A 15,105-nucleotide genomic window follows, 5' to 3' on the forward strand; every position below is an offset into this window, starting at 1 on the left:
TACTCCCTTACAAGGACCGCTGTGGACTCAAAGCGGTGAATGCGCTCCGAGCCCACTGCGGGGTTTCACGCGCACCATCTCCTCCAAAGGGCTGGCGGCCCCCCCTGGGGCCACCCCGTTGCTTTTCCGATGTGCGGGCAGATGGCCTCAGTTGCCGCCCAGAATGTCCCGCAACACCTGTTCCAGGATGGAATCGCGCCGCTGAGGCTGCCGGGGAACCGGCTGGGGCTCCGGCTCGGGGACCTTGGGCGGCACCGGTTCCATCATCGGCAGCGGGCTCACCGGCAGACCGTCGTGGACCCGCAGCATGACCTCGTGCCAGATTTCCGCGGGCAACCCGCTGCCGGTGACACCGGTCAGCGGCGTGTTGTCGTCATAGCCCATCCAGACCCCGGCGACGTAATCGGCGGTAAAGCCCACGAACCAGGCGTCGCGCGCCTCCTGGCTGGTGCCGGTCTTGCCGGCGACCTGGCGGTCGGGCAGGGCGGCGCGGCCGCCGGTGCCCTGGGCCACCACCCGGCGCATCATCCAGACCAGCTGTTGCGCGGCCTCTTCGCGGATCACCCGTTCGCCCATGCCGCCGCTGGCCTCCATCAGCGGGTCCGACGCGCCTTTGTAGCGGATCAGTTCCTGGCCGTAGGGCCGCACCGACGACCCGCCGTTCAGGATGCCCGCATAGGCGCCGGTCATCTCCAGCAGGGTCGCCTCGGCGGCACCCAGCGCCAGCGCGGGTGTGTCCGCCAGTTCGCGGTGGATGCCAAAGTCGCGCGCCACCCGCAGCACCAGGTCACGGCCCACGGTTTCCGAAACCTTGACCGCCGGGATGTTCAGCGACTTCTGCAACGCCTCGGCCAAGCTTACCCGGCCATAGTGCTGGCGCGAATAGTTCTCGGGGCACCACTGGCCCGAGCCGGGGATGTTCAGGCAATAGGGTTCGTCGACGACCGTATCCAGCGGCGAATAGCCCAGTTCCAGCGCCGTGGCGTAGACGAAGGGCTTGAAGGCCGATCCGGTCTGGCGCACCGCCTGCGTGGCGCGGTTGAACAGGCCGGTGGCATCGGTGTCGCGTCCGCCGACCATGCCGCGCACCGCGCCGTCCGCCGACATGACGATCACCGCCACCTGCGCCTTCGATCCCTCGCGGACCTTCTCGGCAAAGATCTTGTCGACCGCGCTGGCGGTGGCGCGCTGGATGCGCTGGTCCAGCGTGGTTTCGATGATCACGTCCTCTGTCGTGTCGCCGATCAGGTAGTCCATGTCCGACGACATGATCCAGTCGGCGAAATAGCCGCCGCCCAGGTTGCGCGCGCCCTGCGCCAGCACTGCCGGGTTCTCCTGGTAGTGGCGCATGTCCTCTTCGCCAAGATAGCCCTGGTCGTACATCAGCCGCAGCACCGTGGCCGCGCGGTCCTGGCTGCGCTGCAGGTTGGAGGTGGGCGCCAGCGTCGAGGGCGCGGTGAGCAGCCCCGCCAGCATCGCCGCCTCTGCCGGGTTCAGCGCCGCCGCCGGCTTGGCGAAATAGCGCTGTGCGGCGGCCTCGGCGCCATAGGCGCCGCCGCCCATGTAGGCGCGGTTGAGGTAGATCGAAAGGATCTCGTCCTTGGTGTACTTGGCCTCCATCGCGATGGCATAGATCGCCTCCTGCGCCTTGCGCGACAACGAGCCGCGACGGCAGTCGGCGACGTAGTCGGCCTCTGACTCCCACTCGTCGGGGTCGTACTGCACGCCCAGGCACAGCAGTTTCGCGGTCTGTTGCGTGATCGTCGAGCCGCCGTGCCCCGAGAGCGGCCCGCGCCCCTCGCGCAGGTTGATGCGGATGGCGCTGGCCACGCCGCGCGGGCTGACACCGAAGTGCCAGTAGAACCGCCGGTCCTCTGTCGCCACCACGGCGTTCTTGAGGTGCTCGGACACGGTGTCCGCGGTCACCGCGCCGCCGAATTGGTCGCCGCGCAGGGCAAAGACCTTGCCGTCCCGGTCCAGCAGCGTCACCGAGCCCCGCGCGCGCCCGTCCGTCACCTCCGACAGTTCGGGCAGCCCGCTGTAGACATACAGCACCGCCGATCCCAGGATCAGCGCCACGACCACCGTCGCCGACAACGTCACCCGCCAGACCAGCCGCAGGATCCAGCGCAGGATAGCGCCGAAAAAGCCCAGGATGCCGCCGCGCCGCTGCCGCCGGGCGGGTTTGCGCCGCGTTTTGGTCTTGCGGCCTTGCGCCGGCTTTGCGGCGGATTGCCCGGCCTTGCGCGGATAGCGCCGATCGGCCACCAAGCGGCCGGATTTGCCCTTCGAGGAACTCATCAAGATCTGCCCGTCACTCTTCTTTGGTCCCGACTCTACCTGTCCCGGCCGGGAATGTTGACCATCGCTGAACGCCAGACGGGTTTATTTTCCGATTAAATAATGTGCGTCGAATACTTATCGCCTAAAAATTAGACTCTTTGGCCCGAAAGTTCGCCCGAATTTCGGGCCGATCCCTTCATTTCGAGGCCCCGGACCAGTTTTGCTGCGGGTGCAATGCAGGGGCGACCCTGCCAGACCGAAGGGGACCAAGGTGAAACTGATCATTGCAACGATCAAGCCGTTCAAGCTGGAAGAGGTGCGCGAAGCCCTGACCGGCATCGGCGTGCGCGGCATGATGGTAACGGAAATCAAGGGCTTCGGCTCTCAGTCCGGCCATACCGAAATCTACCGCGGCGCAGAATACGCCGTGAATTTCGTGCCGAAAATCAAGCTTGAAATCGTCGTGTCGTCGTCGATGGCCGACCAGGTGATCGAGACCATCAAGACCACCGCGCAGACCGGCAAGATCGGTGACGGCAAGATCTTCGTGCTCGACGTTCAGCAAGCCGTGCGCGTGCGCACCGGCGAAACCGACGCAGACGCGCTCTGAGGCGCGCAGTTCATCATGAGGGATAACGACATGAAACTTCTCAAGACGCTTGCGCCGGCCGCGCTTCTGCTGGCCCTGCCGAGCATGGGCCTGGCACAGGACGCCGAGGCCGCAGCGCCCGGTTTCGACGAGATCGGCCCCTACATCATGACGACCCTGCTGTTCTGCATGGCGGGTTTCCTGGTGTTCTTCATGGCCGCGGGCTTTGCCATGCTCGAAGGCGGCCTGGTGCGGTCCAAGAACGTCACCATGCAGATGACCAAGAACATCGCGCTCTACTCGGTTGCTGCGATCATGTACTGGCTCATCGGTTTCAACCTGATGTACCCGGGCGACGGCTGGATCATGACCGGCTATATCGGCCCGTTCTTCAGCCCGACCGTGCTGGACCCGGTTGGTGTGGCTGCCGCGGACGCGGCGCTTGACTACGCCTCGATCGGTTCGGACTTCTTCTTCCAGCTGGTCTTTGTCGCTGCCACCGCCTCGATCGTGTCGGGCGCGCTGGCCGAGCGGATCAAGCTGTGGCCCTTCCTGGTCTTCGTCGTCGTGCTGACCGGTGTCATGTACCCGATCTCCGGCTCCTGGCAGTGGGGCGGCGGCTGGCTGTCCGAAATGGGCTTCTCCGACTTCGCCGGCTCGACGGTCGTGCACTCGGTCGGTGGCTGGGCCGCGCTCGCAGGTGCCATCGTACTTGGCCCGCGGATCGGCAAATTCGGCAAGGACGGCAAGGTGCACCCGATCCCGGGTTCCAACCTGGCGCTGGCAACCCTGGGGACGTTCATCCTGTGGCTGGGCTGGTTCGGCTTCAACGGTGGCTCGCAGCTGGCAATGGGCACCGTGGGTGACGTGTCGGACGTGTCGCGCATCTTTGCCAACACCAACATGGCCGCCGCAGCCGGTGCCATCGCCGCGATGATCCTGACCCAGATCATGTACAAGAAGGTCGACCTGACGATGGTCCTGAACGGCGCCCTGGCGGGCCTGGTCTCGATCACCGCCGAACCGCTTGCGCCGACGCTCTTCGGCTCGCTCTGGATCGGTGCCATCGGCGGTGTCATCGTGGTCTTCGCCGTGCCGATGCTGGACAAGTTCAAGATCGACGACGTGGTCGGCGCCATCCCGGTGCACCTCTGCGCCGGCATCTGGGGCACCATTGCCGTGGTCTTCTACAACGGTGACGCCAGCCTCTCGACGCAGATCATCGGCATCATCGGCTACGGTGTGTTCACCTTCGTCGCATCGCTGATCGTCTGGGTCATCCTCAAGGCCGTCATGGGCATCCGTGTCTCGGAAGAGGAAGAGATCACCGGTCTCGATATGGCCGAGCTGGGTATGGAGGCATACCCCGAGTTCTCCAAGGGCTGAGGTTCTCCTTCCTCTCAGCTTTTGTGACCACTGGCCCGGGCGCTCGCGCCCGGGTTTTTTCGTCAAGGGGTATCGGAAACCTGCCTTTGTTTCCGGATTTCCCCCTGGCGGGCTTGCATCCGGGCAGAGGCCCTGAAATTCTGGTTTCCCTTGGGGAAACCCGGCTGGCTATCAGAGAGGCCCGATGATATCTCACGACTTTCTGGAGGTGCCGGGCATCCGGTACTGGCACCTGTCGGGCGAGGTCGATCTGGACGAGTCGATCGAAGCCTTTGTCGCGGTCCGGGCTGCCGGCGGTCTTGCCGCGGACATGACCCGTCCCGTCGTCTTCGACATGCGCAAGACTGATATGGCGCGGTTCACCGGCGAAGACATGCGCCGCTATTCCGCGCGGCTCAAGGCGCTGGGCTTCGGAGAGACCGGCTCCCTGGCCGCCTATGTCGTCAGTAATGACACCAACTTTGGCATGATGCGGATGTCAGCCACCTATTTCGAACTGTCCGGTGTGCGCAAACAAGAGAACACGATCGTGACGCTGGACATCTCCGAAGCGGCGGAATGGGTCATTGCCCGCGCCGGGATTGCGACCGAACATCAGGATGCCGTGCGGCGCTTCCTGCTCCGTGTGCCGGGCGAAGAGTCCTGCGAAACAACCTGAGCGGGTGTTTTGTACAAAATGCTGAAAACGAAGTACGTTTTGTACAAAACGTACATGATGCGCTGGCCGCGTCCCGATCTGTGGCTCTGTGGCGGCCTTGGGGATAGGGTGCGCCCGATGGTCAGTCTTCCTGACCGCTCCCCGCGCCGCAGCCTAGCGGCGCTCGCTTTCCCGGCGTAGCCGCTGGCGGGCGATGGCCTCGTTCTTTTCGGCGGTCCTGTCCGCGCTCAGCGCCGCCTCGACGTAGTCCAGATGTGCCTCGACTGCCGCCCGCGCCCCGGCGGCGTCGCGCGCCTGCAGCGCGTCGTTGATGGCGCGGTGCTGGTCCAGAAGGCTGGCCCTTGTGGTGCGTTGCTTGAACATGACCTGGCGGTTGTAGAACACGCCCTCGCGCAGCAACTGGTACATCGACCGCATCATGTGCAGCATGATGACGTTATGGCTGGCCTCGATGATCGCCAGGTGAAACTCGGCGTCCAGCCCGGCCTCCTCGGCCGGGTTCCGCTTGACGTGGGCCGCCTCCATCTTGGCGAAAACCGCTGCGATCACGGCAAGATCGCTGTCGGTGCCGTGAATCGCGGCGCGTTCCGCGGCCAGTCCTTCCAGGTCGCGCCGGAACGACAGGTAGTCAAAGACCGCCTCGTCGTGATTGGCGAAAAGCTGGATCAGCGGTTCGGAAAAGGCCGACCCCAGGACGCCGGTGACGAAGATGCCCGCGCTGGCCTTGGAGGTCAGCAACCCGCGCGCCTGCAGTTCCGACACTGCCTCGCGCAGCGAGGGCCGCGAGACGCCGAGCTGTTCCGACAGGTCGCGTTCCGAGGGCAGGCGCTCGCCGGGGCGCAGCACACCGCGCAGGATCAGCAGTTCGATCTGCCGGACAACGGTCTTCGAGAGCTTCTCGGCCTGGACTTTTTCGAAGGGCATCGCGCGTTCCTTCCGCTGGTCAGGAGAAGTTACCAAAACCGACCGGTTGTTACCACCGCCGCAACGCGTCCTCGTCCTCGTCCCGCGCCGCGACCCAAGCCCTTGATTCCGCGCTGAATTCTTTTTTCCAGAACGGCGCCCGCGACTTCAGGTAGTCCATCAGGAACTCCGCCGCCTCGAAGGCATCCTTGCGGTGCGGCGCCGCCGTCGCGACCATCATGATCTGTTCACCGGGTTCCATCCGGCCATGACGGTGGATCACCAGCACATCCCCCAGCGCCCAACGCTCGACCGCCTCTTTGGCAATCTTTTCAAGGGCTTTCTCGGTCATGCCGGGATAGTGCTCGATCTCCATCGCCTCCAGCCCGCCGCCCTGCAGGTCTCGGACGATGCCGGTGAAGGTGACGACCGCGCCCATGTCGTGCCGACCCGCGGCAAAGCCCGCCGCCTCGGCGCCGAAATCGAACGGGGCCTCCTGAACTACGACACGCATGGCCCTCAGCCCCCGGTCATCGGCGGAAAGAAGGCCACTTCGCGCACCCCCGCCAGCGGGGCATCGAAATCCGTCAGTTCCTGGTCGACGGCCACGCGCAGGGCGCTCAGGTCTTCGAAGGCGGCGGCATAGCGGTCTTCGCGCGCGCGCAGTTCCTCGACCAGCGCGGCCACGGTCGCGGCCTCGGTCTCGACCTTTTCGCGGGGCAGACCGATCCTTTCGCGCACCCAGGCAAAATACAGCACGTCCATCAGCGATCCTCCTTAAGAAAGGGCAAGGCCTTGCGGAAATAGTCCCACCCCGTGATCAGCGTCAGCGCGGCGGCAATCCAGAGCAGGGTCAGCCCGCCTTTGCCGGACCAGATCATGCCCTGCAGTTTCCACCGCAAGCCCATCTCGTCCTCGATCTCACCGTCGAGAATCTGGCCGATGATCTGGTCATCCATGCCCATGCTCGACATGACAAGGTAGTGCTCAAACACGCCTTGTGCAAAGAGCACCGCGATGGCCACCATCTGCGCGGTGGTCTTCCACTTGGCCAGCTTGGTGACTTTCAGCGTTCCGGCGGTGTCGCCCAGGTACTCCCGCAGGCCCGAGACAAAGACCTCGCGGAAGAGGATCACAGTGGCCGGCAGGACCAGCCAGGGCGACCAGGAGGAAAACCCGACGATCACCATCAGCGCGATGACCACCATCGCCTTGTCCGCGATCGGGTCCAGCATGGCGCCCAGCTTGGTTTCCTGTTGCCAGCTGCGCGCCAGGTGGCCGTCCAGCCAGTCCGTCACCGCGGCCCCCAGGAAGAGGATCAGCGCGGCCCAGTCCGCCAGGGGGCGCGAGAAATACAGGAACATCACCGCAACGCCGGGCGCGGCGAGCAGGCGCAGGATGGTGAGAAGGTTGGGCAATGTCAGTTTCATCGCAGCCTCTCTATCCGGTTCTCGGGGAAGGGGGAAGGCTTGCACGCACTGTCCCGACACCCCACCTTTGGGTGAGGCAAAGCGGGGGCAACATGCGTGGACTCATCCTGGCGGGACTTCTTTCGGCGCTTGTCCCGGGCGCCTGGGCGGGCATGACCCTGCATCCTGAAAATGCGCGCTGGGTGCTGCAGAGCATGGGCGGCGCGTCGGTGGATTTCGACGCCTCGCTGGACCTGACCACACCGGGCACGGTGAACGGCAAGGCGCCCTGCAACAGTTTTGGCGGCAAGGTCGAAGGGGCATGGCCCGATCTGAGTTTTGGCCCGTTGCGGATGACCCGCCGGGCCTGCCCCGAGTTGGCACAGGAACACGCCTTCGTCATGGCGCTGCAGCAGGTGACGCAGGCCGAATTGCGCGACGACCAACTGGTATTGCGCGACGCGGCGGGCGTCGAGCTGGTGTTCAGCCCCGCGCCCTGAGCCGGGCGATCAGGGCGGCCCGCGCGGGTGGCAGAGGTTTGTCCCGCAATTCCGCCGCCAGCCGGTTTTCCATGAAGAACCCGGTCGTTTCCAAGGCGGTCAGGATTTCTTCATCCCCGGCCTCGCCCTCGCCCCGCAGGACCGGCGGCAGGGGCAGCAGCCGGTCGGCCCATTCCCCGGCGCCCAGGGCGGTGACAGCCCTTCCCGACCGGGGCGAGACATAGTCCAGCCCCTCGATCGCGCCGGTGACCGCGCATTGCGTCAGGTCGAGGCCGAAGCCCAGTTCCTCCAGCAGCGCCAGTTCCCATTGCAGGTAGGCCAGGGGCCAGAGATCCGGGCGATCCAGCAGATCCAGTAGTTTTTCGGACCTGTCGTAAAGCGCGGGGTGTGGTTCACGTTCGGGCAGGCAAAAGGCCAGCAGCGCGGTGACCGCGTTGAGCCCGGCCAGCGCCAGCCGGTCCCCCAGCGCGGCGGCGGCGCGCGAGCGTTCAGGCTCGGCGGTGAAACTGCCGATGTGATCCTCGAGCCGCGCCCGCCACGACAGGTCGAGCTGGGCGCCGGGTTGCAGATGCGGCGCCAGCTTGCGCGAGGTGCCGCCCCGCAACACGCCTGCATGACGACCATGTTGCGGCGTGAAGACCTCGAGGATCAGCGAGGTCTCGCCGTGTTTCCGCGTGTTGAGAAGAATGCCCGTGTCGCGCCAGTCCATGCAGTGAAAGATCGGCCCGCGCGCGCCGATTGGCAAGCCGTGATCCAAATGTGCAGCCTGCGGCTGCGCAGGGTGTCTCGGCCCCTTTGCGGGGCCTCGGGCAGGGGTATTTCTGCCAAGAAGAAGCCTGCTGGTCAGGCCAGGGTGGGATCGTCGAGCAGGTGGCGGCCAAGGCGGTCCTCGACCTCGATCACCCAGAGGTCTGGATCGAAACGGCGCTGGCGGGTGATCGTCTCGTCGACCTCTGCTTCTTGGCCGGAGGTGAGGTCGGTCCACTTGCGGTCGCCGCTGGCGAGGTCGAAGCCGCGGGTGAAGGCGCGGGCCTGACCGTCGAGCGTGTTGAGCTTGACCAGGACGGCGCCGGCGGTGTCGTCGCCGTGGGCGGTGACGAAGGCGGGAATGTCCATCAGACGCAGGCGCGCCAGGTAGGCATCCACCCAGAACCGCGCGGTCAGCCGCGCCATCAGGCGTTGCCGTCGCGGAAGTCGAGCCCCATTTCCGAGTAGCGCTCCGCCTCTTCGAGCCAGTTCTCGCGGACCTTGACCTGCAGGAAGAGGTGGATGGGACGACCGAGGAATTCGGTCAGTTCCTCGCGGGCGGCCTTGGAGATGGCCTTGATCGTCTCGCCCTTGTGGCCCAGGACGATGCCCTTGTGGCCGTCGCGGGCGACATAGATCACCTGGTCGATGCGGGCCGAGCCGTCCTTGCGCTCTTCCCAGTTCTCGGTCTCGACGGTCAGCTGGTAGGGCAGTTCCTGGTGCAGGCGCAGTGTCAGCTTCTCGCGCGTGATCTCGGCGGCGATCATGCGCATCGGCAGGTCTGCGATCTGGTCTTCGGGGTAGAGCCAGGGGCTTTCGGGCATTTCGTCGGCGAGCCAGTGGCGCAGGTCCTCGATCCCGTAGCCCTTTTCAGCGGAGATCATGAAGGTCCGGGCAAATTCGTAACGCTCGTTCATGGCCTGGGTCAGGGCCAGGAGGGCAGGCGCCTCGACGCGGTCGATCTTGTTGATGGCGAGGGCAACGGTGCGGTTCCGAGGCAGGTCCTTCAGGCCTTCGAGGATGCTCTCGACGCCTTCGGTGATGCCGCGGTGCGCCTCGATCAGCAGCACGATGACATCGGCATCCGCCGCGCCGCCCCAGGCGGCGGCCACCATCGCGCGGTCCAGCCGGCGGCGCGGTTTGAACAGGCCCGGCGTGTCGACGAAGACCAGCTGGCTGTCGCCCTCCATCGCGACGCCACGGATGCGGGCGCGGGTGGTCTGGACCTTGTGGGTCACGATGCTGACCTTGGCCCCCACCATCGCGTTGGTGAGGGTGGATTTGCCTGCGTTGGGCTCTCCGATCAGGGCGATGAAGCCGGCGCGTGTGGTCATGACAGATCTGTCCGAATGCGATTTCGAAGTGCCTCCCCTAGGCCAGATGAGGCGTCAAGGCCAGAGGATTCGCATGTGGCGGGCGGTCTCAGGGGGCTGCGCGGCTGATGGTGGTCCGTTTCCGCCCGTCGCGCCAGAGCGAATAAATGCCCGAGGCGACGATCAGCGCCGCGCCACTCAGGGTCATCGTGTCGGGGCGTTCGCCGAAGACCGTGTAGGCCAGGACCAGCGCCACCAGCAGGCGCGAATAGCGGAAGGGGGCCACGACAGAGACCTCGCCGGTGCGCATGGCGGTGGTGAGCGCGGTATAGCCGATCACCCCGGCCACGGCCGTGCCGCAGATCATCGCCGTGGCGGGCAGGGTCGGCAGGCTGGGCGCAGGTTCGAAGGTCATGATGACGAGGCCCGCGAAGGTGACCACGGCAAAGCCCAGCACACCCAGTTGCGACGGGCGGATATGGGCGGGCGCGGTGCGGGTGGCCACGTCGCGGCCCGCGAAACCGATCATGCCGAGCAGGGCAAAGACGGCGTTGGGTTCGATCCCCGAGGGCGAGGGGCGGATGATCAGCAGCACACCGGCAAATCCCACGGCGGTGGCCAGCCAGCGGTGCGGCCCGATGCGTTCGCCCAGGATCAGCCCGGCCGAGAGCATGACCACCAGCGGCGCGGCCTGCAGGATGGCCGAGGTGGTCGAGAGCGGCGTATAGGCCAGGCTGAGGGCAAAGAAGAGCCGACCCAGGATCTCGAACCCGGTGCGGATCAGCAGTCCCTTTTGCAGGTAGGCCGAATCCCAGAGCGGCACGCCGCGACGGCGGGCCTGGACGGCGTAGATCGTCATCGCCAGCAGGCCGAACTGGACCGTGCCCAGACCTGGTGAAATGCCGCCGGTGCCGGTTGCTGCCTTGAAAAAGGCATCCTCGACCCCGAAGCCGAGCATGGCGAGCATCATCCAGAGGCTGCCTTTTAGATTGTCGGTCATGCGTGACCCCTGCGTTGAGATGCGTATAGCGGTACAGCGCATTCATCCGGTGGACCAGAGTCTGCGTTCGGGGCAGGCTGTTTGCGGCTGTCGGGGGTCGCGCAGGTCTTTTGGCATCTGGTGGACTGTCTGATCTGCCTCGGGTTCGGGATGAAATGGGTGCGTTTCGGCGTGCCGACGGTGTCACGTATCTGCATGCTGGAAGAGCAGGTGCATATCCATCCGGGGGACACGGGGACCATCGGGCCGTCACCGACTGGATGCGGTCCGGGGTCTTGCCCCTTGCCGAGGCACTGGCCTCTCCAGAAGCGGTCGAACAGCGGTGCGCCGGGCGTCTCGGGCAGGAACCGCAGGCCGAACCGCGCTATCTGGCGCTTCGGATCTGGCAGGCGCGGGATATGGAACCGCCCGGTGTCATGCGTGACATGTGCGAAATGCTGTCAGGGAAGGGCTTTGAACAGGAGCAGCCGCGGGCTTTTGACCGGGCACTGCGCGCTTCGTCTGAGGCGGTGGCCCTCTTGCGGGGAGAGCGGGCGGGTGTTGGCTCAGGCGGTCAGCTTGTCCAGCAGCATACGGGCGGCCATCTGTTCGGCCTGGCGTTTGCTGCCTGCTGTGGCCTCGGCAGAGGTGCCGTCGGGCAGGCGCACCTCGATGGTGAAGACCGGAGCATGATCCGGACCGCTGCGGGCGGTTTCGACATACTTGGGCGGCTGGTGGCCGCGCGCCTGAGCCCATTCCTGCAAGGCGGTCTTGGCATCCTTGGCGTCTTCCTCGACCGCGTCGATGCGCTTGTCCCAGAGCCGCAGGATCAGGGCGCGTGCCGCCTCGAACCCGGCGTCCAGGTAGACTGCGGCAATCACCGCCTCCATCGCGTCACCCAAAAGCGCCATCTTGCGCCGCCCGCCGGACAGCTGTTCCGACCGCCCCAGTTTCAGCGCGTTGCCGATGCCGACCTCGCGCGCGACATCGGCGCAGGTTTCCTTCCGCACCAGCGCGTTGAAGCGGGGTGCCATCTGGCCCTCCGTGGCGGCGCGGTCGCGTTCCAAGAGCGCCTCCGCCATGACCAGTCCCAGCACCCGGTCGCCGAGGAATTCCAGCCGCTGGTTGTCCTCGCGCCCCGGCCCGGACATCGATGCATGGGTGACGGCGCGGCGCAGCAGGCGCGGGTCGGCAAAACGGTGGCCCAGCGACTCCTGCAGGGCGATGAGTTCGGCGGATACCTTCATTCGACTGTCCTTAGCAGGCGCCCTTCGCGCCCTTCCTGCGAATAGAGCACCAGACGCACCCGGCCTGCAACATGGGCCAGGGGAACCAGCCCGACGCCACCCAATCCTTGCGTGATGCGGCTGTCCAGCGAGTTGTCGCGGTTGTCGCCAAGGACAAAGAGGTGGCCTTCGGGGATGCGGAATTCGACGGTGTCGTCGGTGCGTTGCGTGCCGATGTTCAGCACGGTGTAGGTGGCGCCGCCGGGCAGGGTTTCACGTGCCGCCTGCTTGATGCAAGGGGCGCCGGGGGCCGTCGGGGTCAGGCAACGCGGACGGGTCCCGATGGCCGTGGGGCGGTTCGGTTCGCTCCAGTCCGGGGCCGGGGCCTGCGGCACGGGTGTGCCGTTCAGCATCACCTGACCGTCGCGCATCTGCACCCGGTCGCCGGGCAGCCCGATCACCCGCTTGAGAAAATCCTGCCCGCTGACCGGATGCCGAAAGACCACCACCGCCCCTCGCTCTGGCGCTGTGAGGCTGCGGGTGGCCAGGGCGTAGTCGCCCGGTTGCAGGGTGGGCGACATGCTGCCGGTGGGGATGATGTAGGGCGCCCAGGCCACGCGGCTGGCGATCAGGGCGACCATGACCCAGACGAGCGCCCGGCCCGCCTGGCTGAAGGGACCCGGCACCGCATCGGGCCTGTTGCGGCGCACCGCCATGATTGCCACCAGCGCAAGCGAGACCAGCGGCACCGCCAGCCCCCACATCCACCAGCCGGACCAACCCATGGCGCGCAAACGCCGCCGTGCATGACCCCAGAACAAAAGGGTGGCCGCCGCCGCGGCCAGTGCCACACCCGCCCCGGCGGGGCTGAGCGGAGGGACCTGCGCCTGCGCCACCATCAGGCCCACCACCAGCGCGGCGGCCAGAACGAAACCGGCGCGGCCGGTCAGGCCGCGCCAGTCGAGGGCTGCAGTCAGAAAGCTCACTCGATTACTTGGAAATACCGGTCGCTGCGCCAGGTCCAGAAAAACAGCATCGAGCGTCCGGCGGAGGAGAACATGATCCGATCCGCCCGGCCGATCAGGTTTTCATAGGGAACAAAGCCGACCCCGTTGGCGATATTGGGCACGCGGCTGTCCGAAGAATTGTCGCGGTTGTCCCCCATGAAGAAGTAGTGCCCTTCGGGAACCGTGTAGACCGGGGTATTGTCGGATCCCTGCATGCCGATGTTCAGGATCGAATGGCTGACACCATTGGGCAGCGTCTCGATCAGCTTTTCCTTGATGCAGGTGGCGCCGTCGCCGACCGTGCCGTTGGAACAGCGCGGCCGCAGGCCCTGCGGCCCCTGCGGCGCGGCCAGTTCCTCGAACGTGCCGTCGGGGGTCAGTTCGACCGGGGCGCCGTTGATGTGCAGCACGCCGTTGCGCATCTGGATGCGTTCGCCTGGCAGGCCGACCAGCCGCTTGATGAAATCGCGGCCCGACACCGGGTGGCGGAACACGACCACGTCACCACGCTTGGGCTCTCCGCCAAAGAGGCGCTTGTTGTCGCCATCGGCCCAGCCGCAGAAATCCTGCGCATCGACGTTGATGCCAAAGCGCGGGATGATGATCGAGGGGCAGGAGGCGTAGGAATAGCCATAGGCCATCTTGTTGACGAAAAGGAAATCGCCGATCAGCAGCGTGTCCTTCATTGACCCCGAGGGGATCCAGAAGGGCTGGAACAGGAAGGTGCGGAAAACGCCCGCGATCAGCAGCGCGTAGACCACCGTCTTGATGGTCTCGACAAGACCGCCCTTCTTTTCTTCCTTCGCCATGTGATCTGCCCTTTGCCTCACCTGTCCGGCGCTTCATGGGCGGCGGGGCAGGGCGTGTCAAGGCGGGAGGGCCGGGCGTTGACCGGGCAGGGCGGCGCTTGCTACGGTTTGTGAATTGTCGGATCTATCCGGGATTTCATCATGACCTTGCCTCGCCTTCTTGCCACGCTGCTCATTGTGCTCGCCGGACACAGTGCCAGCGCCTTCGAAGGCTGCAAGTTCTCCTTTCGCATCGATACGCAAAGTTCGGCCCTGCAGGCGCTGATCCAGGGGGCGTCGGAACGGGGCGGTTTCTGGCGCCCGATTGCCGAGGCTCCGGACGACGTGCAAGAGATCGCGCGCTATATCGGACGGCTGGATGTCTGCCTGATGACACCGGATGGCAAGCCGCGGACGGTGACGCTCAACGGTCAGACCCGGACGCTGAAAAGCCCGCAGATGACCACCTGTACCGCCGCGCTCCTGCCTGGCAACCGTTTGTTGACCAACAACCACTGTTTCTACAACGACGTCATGGTCGAGGCCGGGTTCACCTTCGTACAGGAGGCGCGCATCAACTTTGGCTACACGGCGGCGGATTTCACCGGTGACGTCAAGACTTATGCCGTCTCCACGCGAGAGCTGGCGCGGGACGAAGGGCTTGACGCGATGGTGTTGCAGATCTTCGGCGCGGATGCGAACGAGGCGCTGGGCGGGCATGTGCCGATGGTGATGCAGCCGCGCGTCCGCCCACGCCGCGCGCTGACCATGATCCACCACCCGAACGGTGATCCGCAGCAGTTTTCATCCGGCACCTGCCAGGTGCACCCGGACCAGGGCAAGCTGCCCGAAGCGGCCTCGCAATTGCGCCACAGCTGCGAGACGACGGGCGGGTCTTCCGGCTCTCTTCTGCTGGACGCGCGTTCATTGGCCGTTGTCGGACTGCACAACCAGGGTGGGTTGCACGGGCGCGGCGGCTTCAACGGCGGGCACAAGATCGCGGCGGTCGAGGCCGCGCTTGGCCTGGGGTTCCACGCCGAGGCGGCGCCCGCGCCGGTCGTCATTCCCAAGCCGGACCCCGAGACCCTGGCCCAGGAAGCCCTCACCGAGGCGCTGCAACTGGACGGAATCGAGGCGCGGCGCGCGGCGCTGGAAGACGTGGTTTCGCAATTCCCCGACAGCCGCGCGGCAAGAAGCGCGCGCAACGCGCTGGACCTGATGGCGCCCCGGCAACGCAGCCCCGAAGAGCGGGCCTCGGACGCGCTGATCGCCGCGCTGGCCTTGGGTGATGATGCGGCGCGCAAACGCGCGTTGACC

16 protein-coding genes and 1 pseudogene are annotated in these 15,105 nt (G+C 66.0%); 5 read left to right on the top strand and 12 right to left on the bottom strand.

Annotated elements, in window-relative coordinates; genetic code table 11:
* Positions 1-147: 147 nt before the first annotated feature.
* On the bottom strand, positions 148-2,301 hold the full coding sequence (locus BLQ71_RS15160) for a transglycosylase domain-containing protein (RefSeq protein WP_074622328.1): 2,154 nt from the start codon (positions 2,299-2,301) through the stop codon (positions 148-150).
* 253 nt (positions 2,302-2,554) lie between these two features.
* On the opposite strand from BLQ71_RS15160, the gene BLQ71_RS15165 reads away from it, so the two are divergent.
* The 3 genes from BLQ71_RS15165 (at position 2,555) to BLQ71_RS15175 (ending at position 4,916) form a co-directional block, all read left to right on the top strand.
* Positions 2,555-2,893, top strand: coding sequence for a P-II family nitrogen regulator (locus BLQ71_RS15165; RefSeq protein ID WP_043142336.1), 339 nt, complete (start codon positions 2,555-2,557; stop codon positions 2,891-2,893).
* A 30-nt stretch (positions 2,894-2,923) separates the two neighbouring features.
* On the top strand, positions 2,924-4,258 hold the full coding sequence (locus BLQ71_RS15170; protein ID WP_074622329.1) for an ammonium transporter: 1,335 nt from the start codon (positions 2,924-2,926) through the stop codon (positions 4,256-4,258).
* 184 nt (positions 4,259-4,442) lie between these two features.
* Complete coding sequence (locus BLQ71_RS15175; protein WP_043142333.1) at positions 4,443-4,916, top strand: hypothetical protein; 474 nt, start codon at positions 4,443-4,445, stop codon at positions 4,914-4,916.
* Between the two features lie 153 nt (positions 4,917-5,069).
* Here BLQ71_RS15175 and BLQ71_RS15180 read toward each other — a convergent pair whose 3' ends face one another.
* From BLQ71_RS15180 to pgsA, 4 genes are read right to left on the bottom strand one after another with little or no spacing between them, the layout of a single operon-like run.
* Complete coding sequence (locus tag BLQ71_RS15180) at positions 5,070-5,840, bottom strand: FCD domain-containing protein (RefSeq protein WP_043142332.1); 771 nt, start codon at positions 5,838-5,840, stop codon at positions 5,070-5,072.
* 49 nt (positions 5,841-5,889) lie between these two features.
* A complete protein-coding gene (locus BLQ71_RS15185) occupies positions 5,890-6,333 on the bottom strand; it encodes a molybdenum cofactor biosynthesis protein MoaE (protein ID WP_043142329.1) in 444 nt (147 codons plus the stop codon).
* Between the two features lie 5 nt (positions 6,334-6,338).
* Positions 6,339-6,584, bottom strand: coding sequence for a molybdopterin converting factor subunit 1 (gene moaD / locus BLQ71_RS15190; protein WP_043142327.1), 246 nt, complete (start codon positions 6,582-6,584; stop codon positions 6,339-6,341).
* A complete protein-coding gene (pgsA, locus tag BLQ71_RS15195) occupies positions 6,584-7,249 on the bottom strand; it encodes a CDP-diacylglycerol--glycerol-3-phosphate 3-phosphatidyltransferase (RefSeq protein WP_043142325.1) in 666 nt (221 codons plus the stop codon). The genes moaD and pgsA overlap by 1 nt, the downstream gene beginning before the upstream one ends.
* A gap of 92 nt (positions 7,250-7,341) precedes the next feature.
* Between pgsA and BLQ71_RS15200 the strand changes: the two genes are divergently transcribed.
* Positions 7,342-7,728: an META domain-containing protein gene (locus BLQ71_RS15200; protein ID WP_074622330.1), complete on the top strand. Its 387-nt coding sequence runs from the start codon at positions 7,342-7,344 to the stop codon at positions 7,726-7,728.
* Here BLQ71_RS15200 and recO read toward each other — a convergent pair.
* The 7 genes from recO to lepB (BLQ71_RS15235) form a co-directional block, all read right to left on the bottom strand.
* Complete coding sequence (recO, locus tag BLQ71_RS15205) at positions 7,712-8,437, bottom strand: DNA repair protein RecO (protein ID WP_074622428.1); 726 nt, start codon at positions 8,435-8,437, stop codon at positions 7,712-7,714. The two genes, BLQ71_RS15200 and recO, sit on opposite strands and share 17 nt — an antisense overlap.
* Before the next feature lie 134 nt (positions 8,438-8,571).
* Entirely contained in the window at positions 8,572-8,901 is a 330-nt protein-coding gene (locus BLQ71_RS15210) for a DUF1491 family protein (RefSeq protein ID WP_043142323.1), read from the bottom strand.
* Positions 8,901-9,809: a GTPase Era gene (era, locus tag BLQ71_RS15215; protein ID WP_043142320.1), complete on the bottom strand. Its 909-nt coding sequence runs from the start codon at positions 9,807-9,809 to the stop codon at positions 8,901-8,903. Before era ends, BLQ71_RS15210 begins: the two co-directional genes overlap by 1 nt.
* Before the next feature lie 88 nt (positions 9,810-9,897).
* Positions 9,898-10,788, bottom strand: a complete 891-nt coding sequence (locus BLQ71_RS15220; RefSeq protein WP_074622331.1) for a DMT family transporter — start codon at positions 10,786-10,788, stop codon at positions 9,898-9,900.
* Positions 10,789-11,333: 545 nt separating this feature from the next.
* On the bottom strand, positions 11,334-12,014 hold the full coding sequence (gene rnc / locus BLQ71_RS15225) for a ribonuclease III (RefSeq protein WP_069207968.1): 681 nt from the start codon (positions 12,012-12,014) through the stop codon (positions 11,334-11,336).
* Positions 12,011-12,979, bottom strand: coding sequence for a signal peptidase I (gene lepB, locus BLQ71_RS15230; RefSeq protein WP_083342270.1), 969 nt, complete (start codon positions 12,977-12,979; stop codon positions 12,011-12,013). Before lepB (BLQ71_RS15230) ends, rnc begins: the two co-directional genes overlap by 4 nt.
* Complete coding sequence (gene lepB / locus BLQ71_RS15235; RefSeq protein WP_043142313.1) at positions 12,976-13,809, bottom strand: signal peptidase I; 834 nt, start codon at positions 13,807-13,809, stop codon at positions 12,976-12,978. The genes lepB (BLQ71_RS15230) and lepB (BLQ71_RS15235) overlap by 4 nt, the downstream gene beginning before the upstream one ends.
* A gap of 438 nt (positions 13,810-14,247) precedes the next feature.
* On the opposite strand from lepB (BLQ71_RS15235), the pseudogene BLQ71_RS26815 reads away from it, so the two are divergent.
* Positions 14,248-14,721, top strand: a pseudogene (locus tag BLQ71_RS26815) (trypsin-like serine peptidase); the annotation flags it as partial.
* Positions 14,722-15,105 lie beyond the last annotated feature (384 nt).

The sequence above is a fragment of the Antarctobacter albus genome, assembly GCF_900101505.1.
Classification (GTDB): Bacteria; Pseudomonadota; Alphaproteobacteria; order Rhodobacterales; family Rhodobacteraceae; genus Antarctobacter; species Antarctobacter albus.